35 protein-coding genes and 2 pseudogenes are annotated in these 25,586 nt (G+C 50.0%); 36 read left to right on the top strand and 1 reads right to left on the bottom strand.

The window, feature by feature from the left end; genetic code table 11:
• The first annotated feature begins 67 nt into the window (after window positions 1–67).
• The 7 genes from AS136_RS29085 (at window position 68) to AS136_RS22145 (ending at window position 4,336) form a co-directional block, all read left to right on the top strand.
• A complete protein-coding gene (locus AS136_RS29085) occupies window positions 68–220 on the top strand; it encodes a DUF5431 family protein (protein ID WP_224230667.1) in 153 nt (50 codons plus the stop codon).
• On the top strand, window positions 165–284 hold the full coding sequence (locus tag AS136_RS22170) for a type I toxin-antitoxin system Hok family toxin (protein WP_223156217.1): 120 nt from the start codon (window positions 165–167) through the stop codon (window positions 282–284). The genes AS136_RS29085 and AS136_RS22170 overlap by 56 nt, the downstream gene beginning before the upstream one ends.
• Before the next feature lie 904 nt (window positions 285–1,188).
• On the top strand, window positions 1,189–1,569 hold the full coding sequence (locus AS136_RS22165) for a hypothetical protein (RefSeq protein ID WP_046622824.1): 381 nt from the start codon (window positions 1,189–1,191) through the stop codon (window positions 1,567–1,569).
• 66 nt (window positions 1,570–1,635) lie between these two features.
• Window positions 1,636–1,983 (top strand): hypothetical protein, encoded by a 348-nt coding sequence (locus tag AS136_RS22160; RefSeq protein WP_038990975.1) that lies wholly within the window; start codon window positions 1,636–1,638, stop codon window positions 1,981–1,983.
• An 87-nt stretch (window positions 1,984–2,070) separates the two neighbouring features.
• Window positions 2,071–2,301: a CCDC81 family HU domain 1-containing protein gene (locus AS136_RS27365; RefSeq protein ID WP_038990977.1), complete on the top strand. Its 231-nt coding sequence runs from the start codon at window positions 2,071–2,073 to the stop codon at window positions 2,299–2,301.
• Window positions 2,302–2,347: 46 nt separating this feature from the next.
• Window positions 2,348–3,181, top strand: coding sequence for an N-6 DNA methylase (locus AS136_RS22150; RefSeq protein WP_046622825.1), 834 nt, complete (start codon window positions 2,348–2,350; stop codon window positions 3,179–3,181).
• 624 nt (window positions 3,182–3,805) lie between these two features.
• On the top strand, window positions 3,806–4,336 hold the full coding sequence (locus AS136_RS22145; RefSeq protein ID WP_023292160.1) for an antirestriction protein: 531 nt from the start codon (window positions 3,806–3,808) through the stop codon (window positions 4,334–4,336).
• Window positions 4,337–4,373: 37 nt separating this feature from the next.
• On the opposite strand, the gene AS136_RS22140 is transcribed toward AS136_RS22145, so the two are convergent.
• Window positions 4,374–4,853, bottom strand: coding sequence for a transglycosylase SLT domain-containing protein (locus AS136_RS22140; protein ID WP_040107922.1), 480 nt, complete (start codon window positions 4,851–4,853; stop codon window positions 4,374–4,376).
• Window positions 4,854–5,243: 390 nt separating this feature from the next.
• Here AS136_RS22140 and traM point away from each other — a divergent pair, with 390 nt between their 5' ends.
• From traM to traT, 29 genes and pseudogenes are all read left to right on the top strand, one after another.
• Complete coding sequence (traM, locus tag AS136_RS22135; RefSeq protein ID WP_074181767.1) at window positions 5,244–5,660, top strand: conjugal transfer relaxosome DNA-binding protein TraM; 417 nt, start codon at window positions 5,244–5,246, stop codon at window positions 5,658–5,660.
• A 199-nt stretch (window positions 5,661–5,859) separates the two neighbouring features.
• Window positions 5,860–6,579 (top strand): conjugal transfer protein TrbJ, encoded by a 720-nt coding sequence (locus AS136_RS22130; protein WP_158512114.1) that lies wholly within the window; start codon window positions 5,860–5,862, stop codon window positions 6,577–6,579.
• 168 nt (window positions 6,580–6,747) lie between these two features.
• On the top strand, window positions 6,748–6,918 hold the full coding sequence (locus AS136_RS27360) for a TraY domain-containing protein (protein WP_032431321.1): 171 nt from the start codon (window positions 6,748–6,750) through the stop codon (window positions 6,916–6,918).
• A gap of 61 nt (window positions 6,919–6,979) precedes the next feature.
• The gene (traA, locus tag AS136_RS22125; protein WP_063267011.1) at window positions 6,980–7,348 is read left to right on the top strand and encodes a type IV conjugative transfer system pilin TraA; all 369 of its coding nucleotides are present in this window, start codon (window positions 6,980–6,982) and stop codon (window positions 7,346–7,348) included.
• 13 nt (window positions 7,349–7,361) lie between these two features.
• On the top strand, window positions 7,362–7,667 hold the full coding sequence (gene traL / locus AS136_RS22120) for a type IV conjugative transfer system protein TraL (RefSeq protein ID WP_063267010.1): 306 nt from the start codon (window positions 7,362–7,364) through the stop codon (window positions 7,665–7,667).
• A 19-nt stretch (window positions 7,668–7,686) separates the two neighbouring features.
• Window positions 7,687–8,253, top strand: a complete 567-nt coding sequence (gene traE, locus AS136_RS22115; protein ID WP_020316627.1) for a type IV conjugative transfer system protein TraE — start codon at window positions 7,687–7,689, stop codon at window positions 8,251–8,253.
• Window positions 8,240–8,980: a type-F conjugative transfer system secretin TraK gene (gene traK, locus AS136_RS22110; RefSeq protein ID WP_063267009.1), complete on the top strand. Its 741-nt coding sequence runs from the start codon at window positions 8,240–8,242 to the stop codon at window positions 8,978–8,980. The genes traE and traK overlap by 14 nt, the downstream gene beginning before the upstream one ends.
• Window positions 8,980–10,404: an F-type conjugal transfer pilus assembly protein TraB gene (traB, locus tag AS136_RS22105; RefSeq protein WP_063267008.1), complete on the top strand. Its 1,425-nt coding sequence runs from the start codon at window positions 8,980–8,982 to the stop codon at window positions 10,402–10,404. Before traK ends, traB begins: the two co-directional genes overlap by 1 nt.
• Complete coding sequence (locus tag AS136_RS28305) at window positions 10,401–10,586, top strand: hypothetical protein (protein WP_148718831.1); 186 nt, start codon at window positions 10,401–10,403, stop codon at window positions 10,584–10,586. The genes traB and AS136_RS28305 overlap by 4 nt, the downstream gene beginning before the upstream one ends.
• 18 nt (window positions 10,587–10,604) lie before the next feature.
• Entirely contained in the window at window positions 10,605–11,174 is a 570-nt protein-coding gene (gene traV / locus AS136_RS27355; RefSeq protein WP_074158374.1) for a type IV conjugative transfer system lipoprotein TraV, read from the top strand.
• A 131-nt stretch (window positions 11,175–11,305) separates the two neighbouring features.
• Complete coding sequence (locus AS136_RS22100; RefSeq protein WP_004152597.1) at window positions 11,306–11,716, top strand: lipase chaperone; 411 nt, start codon at window positions 11,306–11,308, stop codon at window positions 11,714–11,716.
• A 4-nt stretch (window positions 11,717–11,720) separates the two neighbouring features.
• A complete protein-coding gene (locus AS136_RS22095) occupies window positions 11,721–12,011 on the top strand; it encodes a hypothetical protein (protein ID WP_063267007.1) in 291 nt (96 codons plus the stop codon).
• A 23-nt stretch (window positions 12,012–12,034) separates the two neighbouring features.
• Entirely contained in the window at window positions 12,035–12,253 is a 219-nt protein-coding gene (locus AS136_RS27350; RefSeq protein ID WP_004171484.1) for a hypothetical protein, read from the top strand.
• The gene (locus AS136_RS22090) at window positions 12,254–12,571 is read left to right on the top strand and encodes a hypothetical protein (RefSeq protein ID WP_023320103.1); all 318 of its coding nucleotides are present in this window, start codon (window positions 12,254–12,256) and stop codon (window positions 12,569–12,571) included.
• A gap of 66 nt (window positions 12,572–12,637) precedes the next feature.
• Entirely contained in the window at window positions 12,638–13,042 is a 405-nt protein-coding gene (locus AS136_RS22085; protein WP_063267006.1) for a hypothetical protein, read from the top strand.
• Window positions 13,039–13,329, top strand: coding sequence for a hypothetical protein (locus AS136_RS22080; RefSeq protein ID WP_023340940.1), 291 nt, complete (start codon window positions 13,039–13,041; stop codon window positions 13,327–13,329). The genes AS136_RS22085 and AS136_RS22080 overlap by 4 nt, the downstream gene beginning before the upstream one ends.
• Window positions 13,330–13,336: 7 nt before the next feature.
• A complete protein-coding gene (locus AS136_RS22075; protein ID WP_162994809.1) occupies window positions 13,337–13,735 on the top strand; it encodes a hypothetical protein in 399 nt (132 codons plus the stop codon).
• A 71-nt stretch (window positions 13,736–13,806) separates the two neighbouring features.
• Window positions 13,807–16,446, top strand: coding sequence for a type IV secretion system protein TraC (traC, locus tag AS136_RS22070; protein WP_063267005.1), 2,640 nt, complete (start codon window positions 13,807–13,809; stop codon window positions 16,444–16,446).
• On the top strand, window positions 16,446–16,838 hold the full coding sequence (gene trbI / locus AS136_RS22065) for a type-F conjugative transfer system protein TrbI (RefSeq protein WP_022644935.1): 393 nt from the start codon (window positions 16,446–16,448) through the stop codon (window positions 16,836–16,838). Before traC ends, trbI begins: the two co-directional genes overlap by 1 nt.
• Window positions 16,835–17,461 (top strand): type-F conjugative transfer system protein TraW, encoded by a 627-nt coding sequence (gene traW, locus AS136_RS22060; protein ID WP_063267004.1) that lies wholly within the window; start codon window positions 16,835–16,837, stop codon window positions 17,459–17,461. The genes trbI and traW overlap by 4 nt, the downstream gene beginning before the upstream one ends.
• A gap of 41 nt (window positions 17,462–17,502) precedes the next feature.
• On the top strand, window positions 17,503–17,892 hold the full coding sequence (locus AS136_RS22055) for a hypothetical protein (protein ID WP_063267003.1): 390 nt from the start codon (window positions 17,503–17,505) through the stop codon (window positions 17,890–17,892).
• Window positions 17,889–18,488, top strand: a pseudogene (gene traU, locus AS136_RS22050) (conjugal transfer pilus assembly protein TraU); the annotation flags it as partial. The gene AS136_RS22055 and the pseudogene traU, both read left to right, overlap by 4 nt.
• 1 nt (window position 18,489) lies before the next feature.
• Window positions 18,490–18,567 (top strand): annotated as a pseudogene (locus AS136_RS27345) (type-F conjugative transfer system pilin chaperone TraQ); the annotation flags it as partial.
• The gene (gene trbB, locus AS136_RS22045) at window positions 18,539–19,111 is read left to right on the top strand and encodes a type-F conjugative transfer system pilin assembly thiol-disulfide isomerase TrbB (protein WP_063267002.1); all 573 of its coding nucleotides are present in this window, start codon (window positions 18,539–18,541) and stop codon (window positions 19,109–19,111) included. The pseudogene AS136_RS27345 and the gene trbB, both read left to right, overlap by 29 nt.
• Window positions 19,104–19,532: a hypothetical protein gene (locus AS136_RS22040; protein ID WP_004152689.1), complete on the top strand. Its 429-nt coding sequence runs from the start codon at window positions 19,104–19,106 to the stop codon at window positions 19,530–19,532. Before trbB ends, AS136_RS22040 begins: the two co-directional genes overlap by 8 nt.
• Complete coding sequence (traH, locus tag AS136_RS22035; protein WP_063267001.1) at window positions 19,519–20,889, top strand: conjugal transfer pilus assembly protein TraH; 1,371 nt, start codon at window positions 19,519–19,521, stop codon at window positions 20,887–20,889. The genes AS136_RS22040 and traH overlap by 14 nt, the downstream gene beginning before the upstream one ends.
• The gene (gene traG, locus AS136_RS22030; protein WP_063267000.1) at window positions 20,889–23,732 is read left to right on the top strand and encodes a conjugal transfer mating-pair stabilization protein TraG; all 2,844 of its coding nucleotides are present in this window, start codon (window positions 20,889–20,891) and stop codon (window positions 23,730–23,732) included. Before traH ends, traG begins: the two co-directional genes overlap by 1 nt.
• A 10-nt stretch (window positions 23,733–23,742) precedes the next feature.
• On the top strand, window positions 23,743–24,276 hold the full coding sequence (locus AS136_RS22025) for a hypothetical protein (protein WP_063266999.1): 534 nt from the start codon (window positions 23,743–23,745) through the stop codon (window positions 24,274–24,276).
• A 412-nt stretch (window positions 24,277–24,688) separates the two neighbouring features.
• Window positions 24,689–25,420, top strand: a complete 732-nt coding sequence (gene traT, locus AS136_RS22020; RefSeq protein WP_004152629.1) for a conjugal transfer complement resistance protein TraT — start codon at window positions 24,689–24,691, stop codon at window positions 25,418–25,420.
• Window positions 25,421–25,586 lie beyond the last annotated feature (166 nt).

Genomic DNA, 25,586 nt, shown 5'->3' with positions numbered 1-25,586 from the left:
ACCGTGTTGTGTGGCAGAAAGCAGAAAGCCCCGTAGTTAATTTTCATTAACCCACGAGGCCACCTGTATGCCTAGACAACATCAGGATAGCCTCTTAGATGCCGCGAGGCAAGGAGAAGAAGGCCATGAAACTGCCGCGAAACACTCTGCTCGGGTGCGTATTAATAGTGTGCCTCACACTGTTGATATTCACTTACCTCACCCGGAAATCACTCTGTGAAATCCGGTACAGGGACACGAACAGGGAGGTGGCGGCTTTTATGGCTTACGAATCCGCTAAGTAGCTAACCCCGGCGGGGGGAAACCCCCGCCATTAAGGGGAGATGATGTCTGTCATGCCTGAAGCGCCTTTATGAAGGGGTTGCCGGTTCACCGGTAGCCCCTTTTTCCTTTCCGATGCGACCGCGCGCCTCAACTTCCGGTAAGGGCAGTTCCCCTGCGGGGAACAGAGCAGGACGGTAGCCCCTTTTCCATCCCTCTGGTCATGTTAATGCTAATGTACGCATCCATTAGCTATTACCGGGAAAGGCTATTTTTCCCTGTTCCGTGCTGCACGGCGGGAAAACCGGGCCGCGCTGACGCGCCGCCCGCATTTCCTCTCCGCATCTTCCCTGTTTGCTGCCCGCTGTCTTCCTGCTTCTTCTCCCTGCTGTGTCTTTGCTGTTAAACCCTCTAAGGCCTTAACGTCAAAGGCATAACAACACTGGACACCTTCGGCTCCTGACCCGCTGGCGCGGTTCAGTCGTCGAGCCACACTCCGCTAACCGCGAAAAGACGCGGTAAGCTCCGCCGAACCCGCCAGGCGGTTTCGGGCCTGTCGGCTAGTGTCTGATGTCTGAGGTCAACGGCAGCGCTTGCTGCGACCGGAACGGTCGCGCCGCTTTCACCGTGCCGGCGATGCCGGCACTCTGATGGCGCCACGCCGTTCCGTCGTGTCGGGTGTGTTCATTCTCATCCCTTCCCCTGGTGAGTCATCTCTCGTCCGTTCCCCGGCGGAGGGCTGGTCGTAGCACCGCCGTGTCGTCATCCAAGGGGTAAATAAACTCCGCCAAAAACTTTTTGCCAGGGACCGCAAAAACTTTTTGTCTCCGCCCCTTGTTCTCCTCCTTACGACGTTGCTCCTTTGCCCTTTGCCGCCAGGGAACTCACCGAGAGATGGATTAACCACCAGACCAGAGGAAAAGCAGAATGAACACACAGAACGTCAACGTCAAAACCGCCACCAAAGAATCTACCGAAAGATGGGTTGAAAACCTTCTGGCCAACGCGATTAGCGAGCAAAAAAGCCTCCTTATGTATCTGGCGGAGCTTAAAAACAAGCGCCTGAGAGAAAGCGAAAGAAGTGAACTGGTATGGGGAACGTTGATGCGTATGGCTGATAACGTCCTGGGGGCGGGAGTGGTTGACTGGCACGCGGACGTTCTGCAGGTGCATTTCGGCCTTGCTCAACCGTGGCTGCAGTCCCGGAAACTCGTTGAGCTTCTTTATGGTGATACCGGTAAGGAAGCGTGGAATGACGCACGCAAATACATTGCTGACTCAATGCGTGCTGAACCCCATATGCCATGAGTCTGCTTTTTTTACCCAACATCTGGCGGTCCGGGGGCCGCCGGTGATCCACATAAGGAGAGACGTTTGAACTTACACCTGACCGAATCCTCAGCCCATCCGGGAATGCTGGCTACAGCAGAATCAGAGCGCGAATACTGGCTGAGCCGGCAGAAAGCAGCGGTTAAAGCCCCCTCAGAAATCGACGTTCACACGTTCCATGACGCGCTGGGCCTGATGTATCCGCTCAACTGGTCAACAAGTGAGAACGGCGAGTGGGAAACGTTCATGCTGCAGGAGATGGTCTGCGGTGACGTGACAGAGATATATGCCCGCTACGGAGCCAGATATTTCCGGCTGTGGGATGTGTGCAACCTGAGCCATGCGCAGATCACAACGCGCATTAAGGAGGAATTTAACCTGTTCCGGAAATGAAAAAAGCAGGGAAAACCCTGCTTTGCCCATGCCGTAAAAGTCGCTGTAACGATTTTTACGGCTGTTCAAATTAACTAAGAGGTACATATGAACCTATCTATTCTTTCACCTTCCACTGAGGCTGTAAAGCCCCGCCGTCATCAGCGCAACCTGCGTGATGATATCGCCGCACAGGAGATTGACCCGGTGCTGAAGGCTTTCGGACGGCATATTGCCCGGAGCGTTCGCAAGGGGCGTGGTGTCCATATCCCCGCGATGAACAACACCGCCTTCGGGCAGGTGCTCCGCACGCTTGAACTCAAACGCGCATGTAACTGACAAGGTGAGCCGCTCCTTCGGGAGCGGCAACAGCGGAAATAATGCTATGTCACAGATGAATTTTGCCGATGTGTTCAATCTGGCCAGAGAAACCGCGGATAACAGCCCTGTTATTCAGGCAGGGCAGCAGATCGCGGAACAGGTGCCTGCGGTTCATCGTATGATGAGCGCGCAGTACAGCCGGGGCCGTTTCATCAGCGTATTTAAGGATACGGGCCGCCATCTGGGGCGCTGGGAAGTGTTCAGTGATTTTCTGTCACTCGCCGCCAGTGAGCTGGATATGGCCCGGATAAGAACGCCGGAGAGCATGGAGCACTGCCGGAAAATCTGCGCCCGGTACGAGGCCGCCGACATCGCGAACATGCAGGAAATGTTCTGCCTGATGGTGTGTGCGCTGGAGGCGAAATTTCATGATTTCCTCGGCGCGATTTTTATGGAGCTTGATCTGGGCGATAACTTTCGCGGGCAGTATTTTACGCCGTATTCGGTGCAGTGTCTGATGGCGCGAATGCTGATGCCAGGCGTCAGAGACACTATCCGCCGGGAAGGCATTGCCACCGTCAGCGATCCGGCGTGTGGGGCCGCAGGGATGCTGATCGCCTATGCAGAGTGCCTGCTTGAAGCGGATATTAACCCCTCCATGCACATGTTCGGCAGCTGCATTGACATCGATCCAGTGGCAGCAGATATGGCCTTCATCCAGCTGTCACTGCTGGGGATAGCCGCGGAAGTGGTGACGGGCAACACGCTCACGATGCAGATCCGGCGTGTAAGGTATACCCCGGTTTTCTACCTCAATGACTTTGAAAAACGACTGACAGATCTGCGCCGGTTCAGGGCTATGCGGGACTTTATGCGCGGAATACAGGAGGCCGCGTAAATAACCGGAAGGGCAGGGGATAACCTGCCCTACAGCGCTGAAGGGCCGCAGCGCCTGTGGCGCTGAATAATACCGGCTGCGCTACGCGCCGCCCGTATTACTCCGGCGCGGTAGTATCTCATCAATATTCTTTATTCATCCCTGTTACATCGCTTCCGATATTCTGCTGTGTATCTCTTCCGCTATTTATTTCTGATGAAAGATTAAATAAATACTGACCCGGGCGTCGTCCCTGTCGGGACACGGCTGTCGTGAACAGAGCCAGCAAGCTGTCTCTGCCCTTTCGGGCTTCCATCCTGACGCAAATTCAAAATCTCGCTTGCTGCATCCTTATCAGGATGCGCCGCTCTCACCGTGGCGATAAATACCCGCCACTCCAGGGCCTGAACGTGAATCCGATAAACACCGGATTGACGTTCAGGGTTGTGCGCATTCTCACTCCTGCTCGATATCGCCCGACTTCATCTTTCGCGGAGGGCTGCTTTTAGCATCAGCCGTGGCGAAAATAAAGGGGTATATGAACGCCAGGCGCCCCTTTATTTTCTCCCCGTCGGCTGCAAATTGCCCTTCGCCGCTCAGTGATGAAGTCGAACGTTTTAATAAACCGCGAAGGAGAAAATCAGTATGCGCACAATGAAAGTCAACACCGCCACTCGTGAATCAGACGAACAGTTTAAAACAGACAAATATCTGCGCTGTGCCGTAACCAATGGTAAAGCTCGCCTGGATTTTATCCCGGACCTCTTTTTTACGCCGTTAGCCGATAATATGGCCGCGAGCTGGTTACGCCAGCATTCTGAATACGACGGCGGTTCCTGGTCTTACTGGGTTATTCCACAGGGTGTTGGCGGGAATATTGCACCCAACAGCATCCAGTTCATTACCACGCAGACCGGATATATCGCACCAGAAGGTGAGCAGCGTTACAGGATGTGCATCCCGGGAAATTATTTCGAAGGTGAGGTCAGCGCCGATGCAGCAGGCATTATTGCCACGCTGATGATTATGAACAGGCTGTCCTGGCACGTGGCTGAAATGGGGCCGCAATATGACCAGATCTGCAGGCGTCTGGTTTCACGGCAGGATGCACTGAAGGATTATATCAGCATTATTCAGCATCCCGAACGGCATTTAATATGGCGGGCAATTGATTAATCACTTCCCTGTTCTGAAGACCTCATGAATGAGGTCTTCAGTTTTTTGTTAAAGATGACTGGCCGGCATTTTTATTTCTCTTGATAGCAAGGTAGATGGTCTCAATCTTCCTGGCGTACTCCAGTCGTCGTATGGCCTGCCTGTCCGTTCTCCGGAACCCGGCGTTGTAGGCGCCGACTGCCTCCCAGCTTACTCCCCATTTTTTAAAAGCCAGTGCCAGATAATAAGCACCGGTGTAAATATTCAGACAGGCATCAGTCAGAAGGTGTCCCGGTTTAATACCGTACTGCGACAGTTCACCCTGGTGTTGCGAGTCGATCTGCATCAGTCCGGCACCGTAGCCAGATCCTGGGTTTTTCCCGATGGCATTCACCTTCCATTTAGACTCCTGCCATGAAATAGCCCGCAGTAGATCGGGATCTATTCGATAGTCCCGTCCTGCCATATCAAAACAATCCGCAGACCAGGCAGGTGTGGAAATTAAAAGCAGGGTAGCTAATACCAGTTGTTTTCTCAAAAGACTCCCTCCGGGTCGGTTCCTGCAAATACGTTAACCCAGACCAGAACCAGACTCAACAGATATGCACTCCTCACCACAAAATCACCACACCCCACGCAAAATTAAAATTTTGCAGATTTCACTTTAGCCTCAGTGGCTTAACTGTAGTTATATTATTTTGTGTTATTTTTTTTTATATATATGTGAGTTGCCGGCGAGTCAGTAGTAAGTCGTCGGTAAGTCTATAGCGACTCGTTTACGACTCACTCTTTTATAATCAGATGTTTAAAGCAACTTAACTCTAGACTTAAGTTGTTATGTGACTCGTAATGCAACTTACTTAGACTCTAGACTTAAGTTTAGAGTTGTAATGAAGGTAAACTCGCGTTATCTTCTCGTCATAATATCTTGCTAGATGCTGTTTTTAATAAAGGAACCGAAATGGCCAGGGTACAAGCTTATGCCAGTGATGAAGTTGCTGAAAAAATTAATGCAATAGTTGAAAAGCGAAGGGCTGAAGGAGCAAAGGAAAAGGATGTTAGCTTTTCAAGTGTTGCTTCGATGCTCCTTGAATTAGGACTTCGAGTCTATGAGGCTCAAATGGAAAGAAAAGACTCTGGGTTCAACCAAACTGAGTTTAATAAGATTTTGCTTGAGAATGTCATGAAGACTCAGTTTACCGTATCCAAACTTTTGGCTATTGGCTCCCTAAGCCCTCATGTTACAGGTGATGAACGATTCGAGTTCCGTAGCATGGTGAGCAACATTCGAGAAGATGCAAAAGATGTCATTTCTCACTTTTTCCCTGAGCAGGAAGAAGAGTAAGACCCGGTGTGTATTTCTGGTGGTTTGTAATTAATTCAGTAGTAAAAAAAGAATAATGATCTGGCTTTAAAAAGTGACATGGAAGAATAGGGAATATAGAATACTTACAAGGTTGTAATAAAATTTGTTGAAGCGTTGACGTCCGGGGCTAGTCCCCCCGGACGTCAACTATCCATAGTGTCCTTTACTGGAGGCGCCTATGTGTGCGAAGGATCGTAGTCAAATTGCTGTACGCAGTCAAACAGATTCCATTCATTCTATGCGCGAGATGCTTAATATTTCATCTTGCCCTGCCTTTATTCGTGATTCCCGGGGCGACGTAATTCACACCAGCCCAACCTTTGATAAAGTTTTCTTAACATCTGGGTGCGCTGGAACATTTGATACACCCAGTGCACCTGGTAACTGGTTTCTTGATCTCTCCCTTGAAGTCAAACTGGAACTGATGCAGTCAGAACTGAAATCATTTTCAGAAGGTTCTGCTGTACTGGTCAAAAAAATTTGGTTGGTAGATTCTCTTTGGACTGTTTTTATTGAAACGTTCACAATTAATGAGGAGACCTACAGTAAGTGGGTCTTTATCAAGGAAGGTGGTCAGATTCCTCAGCCTTCAAGGGAATATAATGAATTTTCGAGAAAAATGCAGAGATATATCGAAAGAATTCAGCGGTCAGCAAAATCTGAATGGGCTATCTTTAATCTATATGCGGTTGGGTTTTCACATGCTTCTATTTCAAAAATTATTGGAATAGAGGTACAAACATCAAAGAATACAGTTAGCAAAATAAAAAAAGAATTGAACTTTGATAGTCGTGATTACATTATTTTGTCATCAATTTATACATTAAGTTATGGAAGGTTTGTTTCGAACGTGCTGGGTATATTGAAAGCTGGTGTTAATGGTTTGTTAAATCAATAGTACCATTGGTACTGTTGATTTGTGAAAATAATTTACTCAATATTTCTCCTTAGTTTGTTTACTTTTAAATCCTCCAATGTAAGATTTATTAAAGGTTGGTAATCTTACTTTGGAGGTCGATTGGAAAGAGCGATTAGGAGCAACGCACGACCTGCGCCTGGAAAAAATGTGCTTTTAAAATTAGATGAAGAAACTAATCGTCGACTCATCAAAGCAAAAGACAGAAGCAGAAGAAGTAAAACAGCTGAAGCTTATTTGAGACTGAAAGATCATCTAGAACGTTTTCCGGACTTTTATAACTCGGAACTAACCATACCAGGAGGTGAAAAGGAAGAGTGATTTAACATCATAGTCATAAATCTGTTTTATATATCAACCATTCTTTTTAAAGGAAATAAATATGAATGCTGTATTAAGTGTTCAGGGCTCTGCTGTCTCTGAAAAAACCAAACCGTCTTTTATGTCCCGCGTTTTCAATAAAAAGAAAGCCCTGAAAGTCGCTAAAGTTGCGCTGCCGGTTGCTGCTGTGGCGGCGTTCTTCCCGGATGCTGCGATGGCCACCACCACGGCAACCGACCTGATGAAGTCCGGGGATGCGACCGTTAAAGGCACGTTTGGTAAGTCTTCCAGCGTCGTCAAATGGGTGGTTCTGGCAGAAGTTGTCGCCGGCGGCATCATGTACATGATGACCAAAAACGTGAAGTTCCTGTTCGGCTTCGCGATTATTTCCACCTTTATCACCATCGGTATGTCGGTCGCCGGTTACTGACAGGAAGCACGTGATGACGGGAGACGAATTAAAGCGATACCGTTTCCCGGAAACACTGACTAACCAGTCCCGCTGGTTTGGCTTATATCTCGATGAACTTATCCCGGCCGTGATTTGTCTCGGCTGGGGTTTCTGGACCAGCAAGTTCATTTTTGGTATGGCTGCAGCGGCACTGGTTTTCTGGGGTATCAAGAAACTGAAAAAAGGGCGGGGCAGTTCCTGGCTACGCGACCTGATTTACTGGTATCTGCCAACCACCCTTCTTAAAGGTTTCTTTCATGATGTTCCGGACTCCTGTTTCCGGCAGTGGATTAAATAAATCAACGGGGAAATAACATATGGAACATGGTGCCAGACAAAATACCACCCGCGTTATCGCTGTGGGATTTATCAGTCTGGGGACACTCCTGACCCTCAGTCTTGCGACCAATATTATCCAGGGCATAAATAATTACCGTCTTCAGACAGAACAGAAAGTGGCAGTGACACCGATGTTATTCAGTGCCCCCTTTGCGGTGTCTCAGAACCAGGCCGATGCCTCTTATATTGAGCAACTGGGCCTGTCCTTTATTGCCCTGCGTCTGAATGTCACCCCGGAAACGGTTGATGCCCAGCATCAGCAGCTACTCCGGTATGTATTACCCGCCTCGCAGAACAGCCTCAAGGTCCAGCTGGCTGAAGATGCGAAACGCATTAAAGACAATAACGTTAATGCCACCTTTTATATGACGTCGATCCGTGCCTGGCCGGCAGAGAACCGCGTGGATATCCGGGGTGAGCTGAAAACGTGGATTGGGGATTCCAAACCCTACAGTGAAATTAAAAGTTATGTCATTCAGTTCAGTCGTGTCGATGGTGTCAGCTGGCTGGCGCGTTTTGGAGAAATAAATAATGAAAAAAATTAACCCGTTATTTATTTCAGGCTGTCTGCTGTTGGTCGCCCCCGCGATGTCAGCGACCCTCAGCGGTACGCTTGCGCCGACAGTGGTTCCCCTGACCAATGGCGGTCAGGCAAATATTGCCGTGAGTAACACCGATCCGAATCTGTTCACAGTACCTGGCGATCGCATCACGGCGATAAACAGCCTGGACGGCGGCCTGACAAACCAGGAGCAGACCGACAGCGGCGGCGCCATTCTGGCGACCGTCAGTAAAAAACCATTCACCTTCATTGTGGAAACCGAACGCGGGCTGAACTTCTCCATTCGTGCCGTGCCCCGTGCAGGCTCAGGCCGGACAATTCAGCTGGTCAGCGAGCTGGCGGGGACACCCGGTCCGGCAAAAGCCTGGGAAGAGTCGAACCCCTACGAATCGTTACTGGTTTCGCTGAATCGCGCCGTGCGCCAGGGCAGCGTACCCGATGAGTATCAGTCTGTCCCCGTCACTTCTGAAGTGCTGCAGGTGCCGGCTGGTCTGCGCGCCACTGCCGATCGGGTCTGGGTCGGTCATCACCTGAAAGTTGTCCGTTACAGTCTGGACAATGTCTCCCTGTCGCCCCGTATGGTGCGTGAAAGCGATTTCTGGCAGCCCGGAACACGTGCCGTCATGTTCAGTACCCCGGCGGGCCTGCCGACCGCCGGTGGTCGTATGCAGATCTGGGTCACGACGTCAGATGAAGGAGTGAAGCGCTGATGGCCAACTTCAACACGCTGATCAAACGTAAGCAATATATCTGGCTGGGACTCATTCTGGCGGGCGGCGCAGCAGCCGTCGGAGGCGGGCTGTATCTGTCAGATCTGAACATGAGCTCTGATGAGGAAGCCCCGGCTCAGGGCGAACCCGCGCCGGATATGACCGGGGTGGTCGACAGCAGCTTCAACAGTAAGGTGGAGCAGCACGCGACCACCGAAATGCAGGCGACTGCCGCAGATCTCAACAAGCGTTTTGACTCCCTGCAGGGGGAAGTGGACCTGCTGAGTAAGGCGCGAACCGCTGACCAGATACGTATCGACAAGCTCAGCAGTGACAATGAAGCCATGCAAAATCAGCTGAAGGCGCTGGGCGTGAAACCGGCTGTCTCTGGTGGCGAGCCCGCGCCGACTCCTCCGTCACCGCCGCCCGGTCCGGAAGGTGAGCCGCAGCCAGCCAGTTATCCGCCGCAGACCGGCGCCGCGGTACCGCCTCCGACGGCATTCTATCCGGGGAATGGTATGACACCGCCGCCGCAGGTCAGCTACCAGTCTGTGCCGGTACCAAACCAGATACAGCGTAAAACGTTCAGTTACGACAAAGGAAAGAAAGCGAAGTCATTGCCGTACATTCCGTCGGGGAGCTTCGCAAAAAGCACGCTTATCGAGGGGGCTGATGCCAACGCGTCTGTTACCGGCAATGAATCCACGGTGCCGATGCAGCTGCGTATCACCGGGCGCGTGGAAATGCCAAACAGCAAAACCTACGACCTGACAGGGTGTTTTGTGGGGCTTGAAGCCTGGGGCGACGTATCGAGTGAGCGCGCCATTGTCCGGACCCGCAATATCAGCTGTATCAAAGGTGATAAAACCATCGATCAGCCAATTAACGGCCACGTTTCCTTTATGGGGAAAAACGGGGTTAAGGGAGAGGTGGTGATGCGTAACGGAAAAATCCTCGGCTGGGCATGGGGGGCCGGTTTTGTTGATGGGATTGGCCAGGGAATAGAACGTGCTTCTCAGCCGGCTGTGGGGCTGGGCGCCACGGCAACTGTCGGCGCAGCTGATGTACTCAAAATGGGGATTGGCGGCGGAGCGTCCAAAGGTGGTTCATCGCTGAGTGAATACTACATTAAACGTTCTGAGCAGTATCACCCAGTTATCCCGATCGGTGCGGGCAACGAAGTGACCGTCGTGTTCCAGGATGGATTCCAGCTGAAAACGATTGAAGAGCTGGAAGCGGAAAAGAACGGGCAACAGCAGGCTCAGAATCAGGAGGCGGAGCCGGCACCGCAGGCTGATGCACATCATCAGTCAGGTGGCGGTATGAACGGATTCAATACTGACGAGATGCTGAAGAAGCTGGGCAAACTTGATCCGCGGGAGTTCTCTCCGGGTTCAGCGCAGCAGGGGGGAACTGCGGAATGAACAGGAAGCCGGAGAAAAAGGAGCCTAAGCCTGTACCTCAATCTGCAAATTATTTAGACCCCAAACTTTATGAGGAGCTTGTAGGGGCTGCTAATAGTGTTACTGAAGCTGTATTAAGGAAAAGTAGTGTTGCTGAGGCTGTATTCAGGAACAGTAACTGGAAATTAATTTTCAGAAATTAAATAAGTACGGGTGAATATATGAAGGAATTAATGCTGTTAATTCCTCTGGGCAGCGCTTTGCTCTTAACCGGGTGTGCGGGCACAGAGACCGAATTTCAATGTAATGCCACGACGTCGGATACTTGTATGACGATGGAGCAGGCAAATGAAAAAGCGAAGCTGAAAGAGGAACGCAGTGACGCAAAGCCGGCTGCGGCCGGGTTGCCACAACTGGCTGAGGGTAATTTCAGAACAACGTCAGTTAATTCGTACCCGTTGCCGCCACAGCCAAATTTAATGCAACCCGGAGCAACGACAACTGCACCGACTAATAAAGTAACGTCAGGATTGCTGACGAATAACAGAATAGTCAGTACGCCGGTATATCGGCCCGTGGCTGTAGCGCCAGCTGTTAGGCCGGTGAGTGTATCAACTTTTACATCTCCGGTGACGGCTCCTGGTAACTATCCCCGGCCATTAAGAAAAGGGGAGGAGACAACGTCATTGTGGATAGCGCCGTATGTGGACTCAGATGATGTATATCACCAGCCAGCAACGGTTCTTTTTGTCGTGACACCATCGGCGTGGGGACAACCTCGCCTTAATTGATTCACAGCGCCATTACTGGCGCTGCAGGAAGTTCTCATTTCTGAATTAAAACGAGTGCCCTCTGCGTTGAAAGGGATGGGCGGTAGCGTGTGAAATGAACGTCGATAACGAAAAATGAAAGGATTTGAAAAATGACTGACTCAATGAAATATCTATGGCTGCTTTTACGCGAAGATTCGTCATATATTTTTATGTTGATGCTGGTTATTGTCACTACCGTAGTAATGTCTTTCTTTTTGCAGAGGTTGTTTGTGTCCTGGTGGGGTAAGTCAATCATTCTGATAATGTGTATTGTCGTCGCGATTACAGAAGTTTTTGGCTTTCTTGAGCCTGAGTCAACATACAAACAGATTCAAACCAGAAAACAGGATGTCATCTATACGCTGAAAAACTGCAGAATCTCCGCATTTGAAGCGCAGCAGGCAGGGTTTCTGGCTAAAGCAAAAGATGCCTGGTCTTGCCCGGATGGCGTAACACGGTATATGGATGTGAGATACAGGGATAAGGCAGAGATTAATAAACTCAGTACGGAAGGTAAGTAACGTTATGGATGAATTATTCAAATGGACGATGATGCTGGTATTTTTATTGGCAGGTTATAGCCTGCTGTTTTCTACTGACAGTAATACAGTGCCCGAAGCTCTTTCTCATCACTGGAAAAATGACTGCCGGTTGCTTGAGACCAATATTGATAAAGGGTTTTTCTCTCCTGCGCAAAATCGACTTCAGTGTGGTGATGTTATTGAAAATGTCAGCAAGGCTGATTATGACAGAGCGATAAGTAGCGATAAGCAAACAACTCTCGCAGAGGCAATGAAAGAAATATTCATTCGTTAATATATAAACAGAGGCAATAAAGTATGCATGCCTTTATTTTTCTGGTGCTGATGACGCCGAGTAGTGGTGGTGGAATTTGGGATATTACTCCCATGCCTAATACAGATGTCTGCATAAAAATGCTACGGGTACTCGAAGCACGTGGAGGCAGAGGTTACGGAAGTAATACAGGAGAGTGCATTGAAATTAAAACACGCGAGCCTTTGAACAGCGTGATGGAAACATTGAGTGAGGGTGGGTAAATGGCTGAATCTCTGTTAAGTTTTGATAGTGATGGTTATGTACGACTGTTTTTTGCAATGGCAATCATTATCTGTGGTTACGGCTATGTAATTATGGGTGTTTTTATAAGAGATGCGCTTGCCTATATTTTAATGTTGTTTGGGCTTACAGGTCTCAGTGCTTTATTTTCTTTCATGGTATTCATGGATAAAAACATGTGGGCCGGTTCTCCTGATTTGACGCTGTCAGTAATAACGGGATTTTTTACAGCCACAGTGATCTTTTATATGTTTTATGTCTTGATTTATTCCTTTGATCGGATGGGGGCAGGTGAATAGTAAGACCGATGGTCAGTATTAACAATCTCACGTTATTTGAAAGTATGCAGCATAAGGAATAAGAAAGTGAAAGCGTACTATATACTTGGACATAACGTTGCATGGCTTAACGGTATATGCCTGATTCATTTTGTTATTGGTGTGGTCGGTGCGCTGGCAATGGTTGCCATCCCTGAAAAATTCAATCTTCGAGTTAACAGAGGCGATACATTCATATACTGTGCGCTTATAGCGGTGGTTGGGTTTTGCGGGATGTTCGTTATCTCCATTCACTCATTTTCAATGGATGAACTTGAAGCAGGTAGACACTGGAAAAACGACTGCAATACACTTGAAGTAAACATACCGACAGGCGCTTTTACCAGCCCTGTTAATAAACTGGACTGTGATGGCATCATCATTAATGTGCCAGGTGAGCGGTATTATGCGTATATCCATCAGTGGGAATTATACCAGGCGAATAAAAAATGAAAGTAAACGTCGCGAGTGCGGTTAAAAACATTGTTAACTGGGCCTTTCCGCTCTTTTTTTTGGGTGGTCTGCTGTATCTTGTTTACGATGATTACAGAGATAACGGTACAGCGACTGAAGAACAGTTATTAATGATTTCTCATGAAATACCCTGTGCCGGTGAGGATTTTCGAACGGCACTCCGTAATAGCCCGGGACCATTAACCCTTCGCGATGCGAAGAAAATTGCCGCTAAATGTAACGAGAAATATAAACAACTTAACGCACTGAACGCTATAAGCAAATAATCAGGGGATGGATATGATGCTGTTTTTTAGAAAGTATGGGTTTTTGTTTATCCCTCCAGTCTACTGGCTCATCTATCTGGGAGCCAGGCTGACATACAATGGACTGGCAGGAGAGTTTTCTCCTGATTTCCTTCAGGGTATTCGACATGAAGGCCTCTATATTATCTGTAGTCTGTGTGTCTTTTATTTTTTCTGCCTGGAGGTGGAAATTAGTGATGGGGAGTTCTCAGCGAACATTCTGTTCCTGATTGTTTTCTTTCATGTGGTTTTGTTATTTATCACTCTGCTTATTTGTTTGTGGCAAGGGGCGATGTTGTTGGATGCGATCTTTATGGGTCAGATTATTGCCTCCATGTGTTTATTGTTTTTTATTCCAGTGCTTTCCATTATAAGAAGGAGTTTCTAGTGCGGACATGAATATTATTCTTGCCAATTATTACCCTTGTTATTTTGAAATGCTCTTAAAGGAACGCCCGCATGAGTAATAACATCATCGATACTGTCACCCAGGCTGTGAATTCACTGGTATCAGCACTGAAGCTGCCCGACGAATCCGCGAAAGCCAATGACACGCTGGGCAGCATGAATTTCCCCCAGTTCAGCCGTATTCTGCCCTATAAGGATTATGATTCCGCGACCGGTCTGTTTATTAATAACAAAACCGTCGGTTTTATGTTTGAGGCGCGTCCTTTACCCGGTGCGGATAAAAGTATCGTCGCCACACTGGAGCATTTACTGCGCAGCAAACTGCCCCGGGGCGTCCCGGTCAGTTTTCATCTGGTCTCCAGCAAACTGGTCGGCAATGACATCGACTACGGTCTGCGTGAATTCCGCTGGAGCGGTAAACAGGCTAAAAAGTTTAACGCCATCACCCGCGCCTACTATCTCCGGGCGGCGGAAACACAATTTCCCCTGCCGGACAATCTGGATTTGCCCCTGACGCTGCGTAACTACCGCGTGTACATCTCCTGCTGCGTGCCCCGGAAGAAGAACTCCACCACGCAAATTGTGGAGCTGGAGAATCAGATTAAAGTGTTACGGGCATCGCTCGGCGGGGCTTACATCCCGACGCGTATCCTCGATGCGGCCGGGATGGTCGAACTGATGCGGGAGCTGATTAACCCGGATCCGCATGAGATGTACCGGGTGCCGTACAAGCTGGACCCGTATCAGGACCTGAACTATCAGTGCGTGGATGACAGCTTTGACATGCAGGTCACGGCCGGTCATCTGAAAATTGGCCGCCTGGGGCGGGACGGGAAAGAGTGCGTGACCCGGGTGACGAATTACCACCTTGAGTGTGATCCGGAAATCGCCTTTCTCTGGACCGCTGCGGACAACTACGCCAACCTGCTGAACCCGGAGCTCTCCATCTCCTGCCCCTTTGTCATCACGCTGACGCTGATGGTGGAGGACCAGGTAAAGACCCAGAACGAAGCCAACCTGAAATTCATGGACGTGGAGAAGAAAAGCAAAACCTCCTACGCGAAGTACTTTCCGAACGTGATAAAGGAAATGCAGGAGTGGGGCGATATCCGCCAGCGACTGGCGACCAACCAGACCTCTCTGGTGTCCTACTTCTTTAACATCACCACGTATACCGCCGATAACGCAGAGGCCTCTCTCGCTACCGAGCAGCAGGTGCTCAACAGTTACCGTAAGGGTGGCTTCCAGCTTATCCCGGCCCGCTACCATCACCTGCGTAATTTTCTGGCCATGATGCCGTTCAAATGCGGCGAAGGCCTATTCAAAGAGCTGCAGGCAGCAGGCGTGGTGAAGCGGGCGGAGACGTTCCAGGTGGCTAACCTACTACCGATCGTCGCTGACAGTCCGCTGGCGCCGGCGGGACTCCTGGCCCCCACCTACCGTAACCAGCTGGCGTTCATCGACCTGTTCTACGAGGGAATGAACAATACCAATTTCAACATGGCGGTCTGCGGCACCTCCGGGGCGGGCAAAACCGGTCTGATTCAGCCCCTCATTCGCAGCGTGCTCGACTCCGGCGGGTTTGCCTGGGTGTTCGACATGGGCGACGGCTACAAGTCCCTGTGTGAAAACATGGGTGGCGTGTATCTCGACGGCGACTCGCTGAAGTTTAATCCGTTCGCCAATATTCTCGACGACGCTAACTTTGACCTGTCCGCCGAGCGTATCCGCGACCAGATGTCGGTGATGGCCAGTCCGAACGGCAACCTGGATGAAGTCCATGAAGGTCTGCTTCTGCAGGCGGTCCGGGCGGCCTGGCTGAGTAAGCGCAACAAGGCGCGTATTGATGATGTGGTGGCCTTCCTCCAGAGCGAGAAAGACAGTGAGGAATACGCCGACTCCCCGGGAGTGCGCAGCCGTCTTGATGACATGATCATCCTGCTCGACCAGTACACCGTGAACGGGCTGTACGGGGAATACTTCAACTCCGATGAGCCGTCCCTGCACGACGATGCCCGAATGGTGGTCCTTGAGCTGGGCGGGCTGGAGTCGCGCCATTCCCTGCTGGTCGCGGTGATGTTCTCGCTCATCATCTATATCGAGAACCGGATGTACCAGTCTCCCCGCAGTCTGAAAAAACTCAATGTTATTGATGAAGGCTGGCGACTGCTGGACTTTAAAAACGAGAAGGTCGGGACCTTTATTGAGAAAGGCTACCGTACCGCGCGTCGACACACCGGCGCATACATCACCATCACGCAAAATATCGTGGACTTCGACTCCCCGACCGCATCGAGCGCTGCACGCGCTGCCTGGGGGAACTCGTCGTACAAGGCCATTCTGAAGCAGTCAGCGAAGGAGTTTGCCAAGTATAACCAGCTGTACCCCGACCAGTTCAGCAAGCTGGAGAAAGACATGATTAACGGTTTCGGCTCGGCCAAAGAGCAGTGGTTCTCCTCCTTTATGCTGCAGGTGGAAGCGAACTGCTCCTGGCACCGCCTGTTCGTCGACCCGCTCAGCCGGGCGATGTACTCCTCAAAAGGCCCGGATTTTGAGTACATGAAAGCGCGCCGGGAAGAGGGGGTCGATATCCACGATGCGGTGTACGGCCTCGCGTGCCACAACTTTAAAGAAGAAATGGCTGAGCTTGAATCCCGAATACCGGTGAATGACATGGAGGATAAACAGTGATGAAAAACAACACCGAACAGCCGGTCAGTACGACCTCTCATACCTTTCGCCGGATACCCGTCATCGTTGCTCTCGTGCTTTTCGCCCTGGCAACCAGCGCGTTTCTCTCGCGCGTGGTTCTGGAGTACTCCACGCCGCGGGTGGTGGCTTTTGATATGAAGAAGACGCTCGACAGCTTTATGGACAGTGTCAGCCAGAAGCAGCTGACAGAGGCGCAGTCCAAAGCGCTCTCTGACCGGTTTAACGACGCGCTGGAGAAGAGTCTGGCGGAGTATCAGCAGCAGCATCATGTGGTCATTCTGGTTTCACCTGCCGTGGTTCAGGGCGCGCCCGATGTGACCCGCAACATTCAGCACGACATTGCCCGCCGGATGAAGGGAGAACAGTCATGACACGACTGAAAGACTGTCTGCTCGCCGCCTGTCTGGTATCGCCGCTGACTCAGGCGGCTGATCTCGGTACCTGGGGGGATTTATGGCCCGTCCGGGAGCAGGACATGCTGCAGCTCATCACGCAGCGTCTGCAGTCGCTGCAATCTTCTGGCCAGTGGGACCAGACGATGGATGCGTTTAAGCAGCGGGTTATCGAGAACAGTCAGCGTCCGGCGCCGGTGGAAGGCATTAAGCGTGCGGAGAAATACGAGCAGCGCTGGTTTGATCCCAGCATCCGCCTGACCGAAGACCTGAAGGACAATGAGGGGCGGGTGTTTGCCCGCAAGGGCGAAGTGGTGAACCCGCTTAAAACCGTACCGTTTGTCCAGACCCTGTACTTCATCAATGGTGACGATGCCGACCAGCTGGCCTGGATGAAGCGTCAGGTGCCGGAAACCCTGATGAGCAAGATTATCCTGGTGCGTGGCAGTATCCCGGACACATCCGCAGCGCTGGACAGCCGGATCTATTTCGACCAGAACGGCGTACTGAGCAAGCGATTTGGCCTGACGGCGGTCCCGGCGCGGGTCACGCCGGCGCCCTCCGGTGAACGGCTGAATATTGAGGTGTTTCCCGTCCGTTGACCCGTACGATTCCGTATTACGATTATTTGTCAGGTGAATATATGACTATTACTGAGATTGCTCTCGCAGCATTAATTGTTGTTCAGTGGCTTACGGTGGTTCGACAAAATAAAGAAATTAACCACCGACGCGAATGTGAAATGCTTCTGAAAGAAAGAATTGACGATTATGAAATACAGAAGGGGCGGTATTGTCGGTATGTTGAAGGAAAAGCAAAGTATCTCATCAGCGATATGGAAAAGGATTTGGATGAGCTTTTTCTTTTAAAACCACATGATGAGGACTCGTTCTGGCGGAAGGTTTACAGGCTGGAGTTTATTTCCAACGTGCTGAAGGAGTTCGCTAAGGGACAGGATTTAAAAAAACAGAAAGAAATAATAGATGGTGTAAACAACATCTGGGAAAAATACAGGGGAAGGGATAATCAATGAGGAAAATATCATTTTTGTTTATCCTCCTGTTTTTTTCGTTAGTCCCTCAGGTACATGCAGATCCGTCGTGTGAAGGTCGATTCGTTAACCCGATCACCGATGTGTGCTGGCGCTGCATATTTCCTTTATCACTCGGCAGCGTGCAGGTTGGTAAAGGCGATCTGCCTGATACCAGCAATCCGGGTAGTCCCCTGCAGCTGTGTCCGGCGCCGCCACCGATTTTTGTTCGCCCCGGCCTGGCCATCGGGTACTGGGAGCCGATGGCCATGACGGATGTCAGCCGTTCGCCTGGCTGTATGGTCAATCTGGGGGGCTTCAGTATCAATCTCGGCAAGACCGGTATGGGGACCGCGAGAAAGGACGATAAGCAGGTGAACGGCGCCTTCTATCACGTTCACTGGTACAAGTACCCGCTGACGTACTGGCTGAACATCATCACTTCGGCAGGCTGTCTGGAAGGCGGAGACATGGATATAGCCTATCTGTCCGAGATAGACCCGACCTGGGTGGACAGCAGCCTCACCACCATCCTGAATCCGGAAGCCATCCTGTTTGCCAACCCCATCGCGCAGGGCGCCTGCGCAGCGGATGCGCTGCCGCATTCTTAACGCCCTGATTGCTGAAGCCGAAAAAGAGGAGAAAGCCTGTGAAAAACAGCCTGAAGAACCTCGCTAAGACGCCGCTGGCGGCACTGGCTCTTTCCCTTGCTCTGGCCGGGATGGCACATGCGGGAACGCTCGATGAGGTGAAGTCGCTCTGGGATCCGCGGGGAATCTCCGGTACTGAAACGGCTTCCCCGCAGAGCGGCATTCCCCAGACGGTGAGCGGGACATCTCAGCCTCGCTGGTTACGACTCAGCAACGGAAAGCAGGTGGACCTGCGCGGCTGGAAAGTGGTGCTGTTCATGCAGGGGCACTGTCCCTACTGTCATAAATTTGACCCGGTGCTGAAACAGCTGGCCGGACAGTATGGCTTCTCCGTGTTTTCTTACACCATTGACGGACAGGGTGATGACGCGTTTCCTGAAGCGCTGCCGGCGCCTCCTGAAGTGATGCAGACCTTTTTCCCGAATATCCCGGTGGCCACCCCGACCACGTTTCTGGTGAACGTAAACACGCTGGCAGCGTACCCGATCCTGCAGGGCGCCACGGATGCGCAGGGCTTTATGGCCAGAGTGGATACGGTATTTCAGATGATGGAGAACCCGAATAATGGATAATCTCAACAAAATATATTCTTCGATACCCGTACTGGAAAGAAATAAACGCCTGAAGTTATCCCGGCAAAAGAGATTCGATGTTTATTATTGTCTCGCTTTTATGTTTGGTTTTGCCGGATTATTTCTGTGGTGGGGAAGCCATGCTTTTTTCAATGTGTTCACTGACCTGTTAACCCCGCCGGAAAAACTGGAGTCGGCAAATAACATCATCAATCAGTGGAATGTCCTGATGTATTTCGTTCCCTTTATTCTTTTCTCGCTTTCCATTGGTTGTCTGGCAACGGCTTTACTGGGGGTACTCATTGCCGAATTAGCTTTTTGGTTTGAATATGCCTTTGAAAAAAGCTTCCAGCGATATTTAAACCGCAACCTTCGACGGAAAAATAAAATGAAAGAAGGAGAGCCTGATGTTCATCCGTAAACCATTATCGGTGCTTTGTGGGATGTTGCTAGGGGTGTCATTGACGGCGGCTGCAGATGTTAACGGCGACATGAATAACTTCTTCAATAAGCTGGGCTTTGCGTCCAATACCAGCCAGCCGCAGGTCTGGCAGGGACAGGCTGCGGGTTACGCCTCCGGCGGTTCGCTGTATGCCAGAACGCAGGTGAAAACGATCCAGCTGGTCAGCATGACGCTCCCTGATATTAATGCCGGCTGCGGAGGGATTGATGCCTATCTAGGGTCATTCAGCTATATCAACAGCGAGCAGCTGCAGCGGTTCGCAAAACAAATTATGTCCAACGCCGCGGGCTACTTCTTTGACCTTGCCCTGCAGACCACGGTTCCGGAGATCAAAACCGCGAAGGATTTCCTTCAGAAGATGGCGAGCGACATTAACAGCATGAACCTCAGCTCCTGCCAGGCCGCACAGGGCATTGTGGGCGGTCTGTTTCCACGGACCCAGGTGGCGCAGCAAAAGGTCTGCCAGGACATTGCCGGCGAGAGCAACATTTTTTCGGACTGGGCGGCTTCCCGTCAGGGCTGTTCGGTGGGGGGGCAGATGGACAAAGTGCAGGATAAAGCCAGCGATAAGGACAAGGAGCGTGTGATGAAGAATATCAACATCATGTGGAATGCCCTGTCCAAAAACCGGCTCTTTGACGGCAATAAGGAGCTGAAGGAATTTGTGATGACCCTGACCGGGACGCTGATTTTTGGTGAGAACAGTGAGATCACGCCGCTGCCGGCACGCACCACTGACCAGGACCTGATTAAAGCCATGATGGAGGGCGGCACGGCTAAAATCTACCACTGCAATGATTCGGATAAGTGTCTTAAGGTCGTTGCTGATGCCACCGTGACCATCACCTCCAATAAGGCGCTGAAAAGCCAGATTTCCGCTTTGTTAAGCAGTATCCAGAATAAAGCAGTGGCTGATGAAAAACTGACGGATCAGGAGAAAGGGTTTATCTCCAGCACCACCATTCCGGTATTCAAATACCTGGTCGATCCGCAGATGCTCGGGGTGTCTAACTCACTTATTTACCAGCTGACGGACTATATCGGCTACGACATTCTGCTGCAGTACATTCAGGAACTTATCCAGCAGGCCCGGGCGATGATTTCAACCGGTAATTATCCCCAGTCGACAATGGATATGATCATGGAAAACCTCAATCAGGCGAGTGTCCAGATTGCCGCTTTTCAGTCCCGTGTTCAGGTTCAGCAGGACGCCTTGCTTGTGGTTGACAGGCAAATGAGTTACATGCGCCAGCAGGTCTCTGCCCGCATGATGACCCGCTACCAGAATAACTATCATTTTGGGGGGAATCAGTAATGCTTGAGGTATATGCCATTGCTGGCGGTGACTGGTTACGGGGCAACCTGAACGCGATTGCGGCGTTTATGGGGACCGGCACATGGTCGACCATAGAAAAGATGTGTATCGCCATCTCGGTACTCATTGTGGCGGGGAACTGGGTAAAAAAACACAACGTGATGGACCTTATTGGCTGGGTCTTTTCCCTCACTCTGGTCTCTATGCTGGTTGTCATTCGCACCCCTGTGCAGATCATCGATTACAGTAACGTTGCGCAGGTCTATAAAGTCGACAATGTGCCTATTGGTCTGGCCATTCCTGCGTCGCTGACAACGCGGGTGGGAAACGCGCTTATCCAGAGTTATGAGATGGTCTTCGCGCTGCCGGACAGTGTCACGTACAGTAAAACGGGGATGTTATTTGGCAGTAATCTGGTCGCGAAAAGTACGGATTTTTTGTCACAAAATCCTCAGATTACGACGCTGTTTTCCGATTACGTACAAAACTGTGTGATGGGCGATATTTTCCTCAATCATAAGTACTCTTTTGAGGAATTACTGAATTCACCTGATCCGTATACCCTGATTTTTGCAAACCCGAGTCCACTGCGTGGCGTGTTTGATAAAAACAACCAGTTCCAGACATGCGAGGAGGCCTCACGGGATCTGAAATCGGCTCTTGCGCTTGATACTCAGACAGGCGGTAAAACCTGGAACTACTATGTTCGTCAGCTGTTTGGCGGCAAACCTAATCCCGATCTGCTTTTCAGCCAGATGATTGGCGATAGCTACAATTACTTCTACAGCTCGGGACAGAGCGCCGGGCAGATTATCCGCCAGAACGTCACGATGAACGCCCTGCGCAGCGGGATCCAGAGTTATGCAGCCCGCAGCGGCGATACCGCCAGTCTGGTCAATATCGCTAACACATCATCCCTTGAAAAGCAGCGGCTGGCACAGGCCACAATGGGGCACCAGGCGCTTCGCGCACTTCCGCTGACGCAGACCGTTATCATGGGGATAATGATTGGGATGTTCCCGATCATGGTGATGGCCGCCATGTTTAATATGATGACGCTGCAGGTGCTAAAGGGGTATGTGTTTGCGCTTATCTGGCTGCAGACGTGGCCATTACTGTTCGCCATCCTGAACAGCGCAATGGCCTACTATGCGAAGCAAAATGGCGTCCCGGTCGTTCTCTCTGAGTTGTCGCAGGTTCAGCTCAAAAACTCGGATATTGCAACCACCGCGGGCTATATTGCCGTGATGATACCGCCTTTGTCGTGGGGGATCGTGAAGAGCATGGGAGCAGCCTTCTCCAGTGCCTACAGCCATTTTTCTTCTTCCGGGCTTGGTGCAACATCGCAGGCGGCTTCCGGCGTGGTGGATGGCAATTACTCGTTTGCCAACATGCAGATGGAGAACGTCAGCGGCTACAGCTGGGGTACCAACAGCACAACCAGTTTCGGACAGATGTCGCGGCAGCTGGCGAATGGAGGCATGAGCACGCAAACGCGGGATGGCTCGATGGTCTGGGACAGTGGTGGAGCAATGTCAAAACTGCCGGTGGATATCAACGTCGGTCGTCAGATAGCCAGTGCGCAGCAACAGATGGCCCGTGAGTCTGATGTCCAGGCCGAAAGCGCGCTGCATGGCTATAACAGCAGCGTGACAAGTGCCTGGAATAGTCTGCAGCAATTTGGCACCAATAAAGGGAACAGCACATCAACAACGACCGGGGCCGATACTACCGAGTCTTCGCAGGATTCGATGGCCAGAAGCAAGATGTGGAATGCGGTTGTTGCTAATGCGAAAGCCAACAACATCAGTAATGAGGAGTCTTTCCAGCAGTTGATGGATAAGTCCACTAAGGGAGCTGTGTCTGGAGAGATATACGGTGGCGGAAAATGGAGTTCTGGTGATCAACTGGCCGGGAAACTGGGTAAATTGGCTACCGGGTTTTCTGCTGATGGAGGGTTCAAAGGAAGTGTTGCATTAAGTGGAACTAGTGGTTCTACTGACTCGACAAACGAATCTGGAAGGGAATCTCATGACAGTAGGCATGATACCAGTAGTCAGGCGGCGAAAGACTTTAAAGAAGCATCCGATTACTTTACCAGCCGTAAAACTACCACATCGGGCAATATTACCGATAATAATGCCAGCTCGCGTGTTGACCAGTTTTCCGCGTCACTCTCCAGTGCCAAAAACAGCTATGACCAGTATACAGCCAGCCGGACACGCAGCCATGAGTACAGTGAAATGGCTTCACGCACAGAGAGCATGAGTGGCCAGATGAACGAAAACCTAACTCAGCAGTTTGCGAACTTTGTTCAGCATCGTGCTCCACAGGATGCAGAGGCCATTCTGACCAATACCAGTTCTCCTGAAATTGCCGCGCAGCGGGAAGCCCTGGCGCGTGAATTCGTTAAAGAACAGGTTGAACCCAGAGTTGATGCTGCGTATCAACAGGGTCGCGAAAGCATCGGTCAGAATATGACAGGGGTGTCAGGTGGTGGAGACAATGGTTCGGTAATGGCTGACTACGGACAAAATTCTGGTCGTATCGATGCCATGACGCAAGAAGCTGGTATTAAGGATAATGTGGGTCAGAAAGTGGATGGGATGATTGCAGAGAATAAACAACAGCATCAGGAAACCCGTGAAAACATACAACAGCAAGGCGTTGAAGTGAAAAAAGAGAATGCTGAACTGGAAAATGACCACAAAACAAAAGGAAATGATTTCAAAAACACTTATAATAACAAAAAGGAAAGTCAGACTAAATTACCTGGCGCAGATACAACAAAAGAATTGTTGGATAAGGCAAGAAAATTAGAAAATGAGACATCAAAGAGATAGGGAGGAAAGGATGTTAACCCATCAAATAATACAAAGTGAAGTCGAAGAGTTAAAACAGCTTCTGACTGAGAGAGAACTGACGATCCCCTCATTTTGGAGTTGCGTCTGGCCTGGTCTGTTATGTATGTTGTGGTTTCTGCTGTCATCCTATTTTTCTTATGGCATCAGTGATTTTTCAACTAGCATGGATAAGTTAGGAGCAATGGTGTTTGCAGGGGCGATGGGAGTGTTTTCAACCATTGCGATAGCAAATACACGCTCATTGTTTCTATCTCTACCGGAAGATTTCAGGAGGAAGTCGATATTTTTTAAGTGTATATCCAAAAAAAGCAAACTTTATGGCTTAACTATTTTAGTTATGTTTTCTTTGTTTGCATTCACTACTTCATCAATTGGATGGAATGTTGTTGGTTTCTGTGTTTTGACTATGTTTAGTATTGTAATAACAGTTATGGTGATGAATATTGACCTTGGTCGTTATCAGTTGGCTACCCTGACGTCTGTTATTGAATCGGTTAGAAATAAAGGTGTAAAACTGCAATAACATCTGAGTTCCTGTTCTTGGCTAACCGAATCTAATTGTTCGGTTAGTAAATCTTACGCTCTTTACTTTTTAACTTTATACGACTTTTCTTCTCATAAATGGTGAGCAGGTGCGCAGTTTACTTGTGCACCTGTTAGGTGTTGCCGCATCCGGCAGGGGCTTAATTTTATTCTTAAATTAGGGGGGGATGGAAACTTATGGATTTGTCAAAGTTGGGAGTTGGTCATCAAGACTTAACCTATCAATTATGGTGGTTTGTTAACAGGCTAAAAGTTTCTTTTTGTTATTATTGGCTGTCTAGGTTTTAATTGGTTTTTACATCTCGCTTAAAATTCGTATATAGTGAATGCGCATTCCGACATTATAAGAGAATGTGTATTCACTCGTATTGATTATGTCACAAGGATTCAGGATGAAGCTTAATAAAGTCATGGCTGTGATGGTCGTCAGCTCTGCGCTGGTGTTATCTGGATGTAGTGCAATGGGAACCGCTATTAAAAAGAGAAATCTGGAAGTAAAAACCCAGATGAGCGAAACAATCTGGCTGGAACCTTCAAATAATAAGACGGTTTATCTGCAAATCAAAAATACCTCCGATAAGGATATGAGTGGCCTGCAGGCAAAAATTGCCAGCGCCGTCACTTCAAAGGGATATCAGGTCGTCAGTAACCCGGATACGGCGGGCTACTGGATCCAGGCTAATGTGCTCAAGGCCGATAAAATGGACCTTCGTGAATCTCAGGGTTGGTTAAGCCGGGGTTATGAGGGGGCAGTGACTGGTGCCGCTCTAGGGGCAGGGATTACCGCTTACAACTCCAGTTCTGCAGGGGCGACTCTGGGAGTAGGACTTGCAGCCGGTCTGGTTGGTATGGCTGCTGACGCGATGGTGGAAGATGTGAACTATACCATGATCACCGATGTTCAGATCGCGGAAAGAACCAAAACTCAGGTTCAGACTGATAACGTGGCCGTATTACGTCAGGGAACATCCGGCGCAAAAGTGCAGACAAGTACTGAAACGGGTAATCAGCACAAATACCAGACTCGCGTCGTCTCTAACGCTAATAAAGTTAACCTCAAGTTCCCTGAAGCCCAGCCTGTTCTTGAAGACCAGCTGGCAAAATCGATCGCTAATATTCTGTAAGCTTTCTATTCCACGGCCCGGTCCCCGGGCCATACTGGCATCACCTTTCTGGTGTGTCAGAATTAATTCGTCAAATAATCAGTTAATTCCACATCTAAACGGTGAACAGTTGCGCAATTTATTTGTGCATCTGTGAGGCGTTGCCGCCTTCGGCGGAGTCTTTTCG

The organism is Klebsiella sp. D5A (genome assembly GCF_001620885.1).
Taxonomy (GTDB): Bacteria; Pseudomonadota; Gammaproteobacteria; order Enterobacterales; family Enterobacteriaceae; genus Klebsiella; species Klebsiella variicola.
The sequence above is the reverse complement of the archived record's forward strand: the minus strand, read 5'-3'. Positions and strand labels throughout refer to the sequence as shown.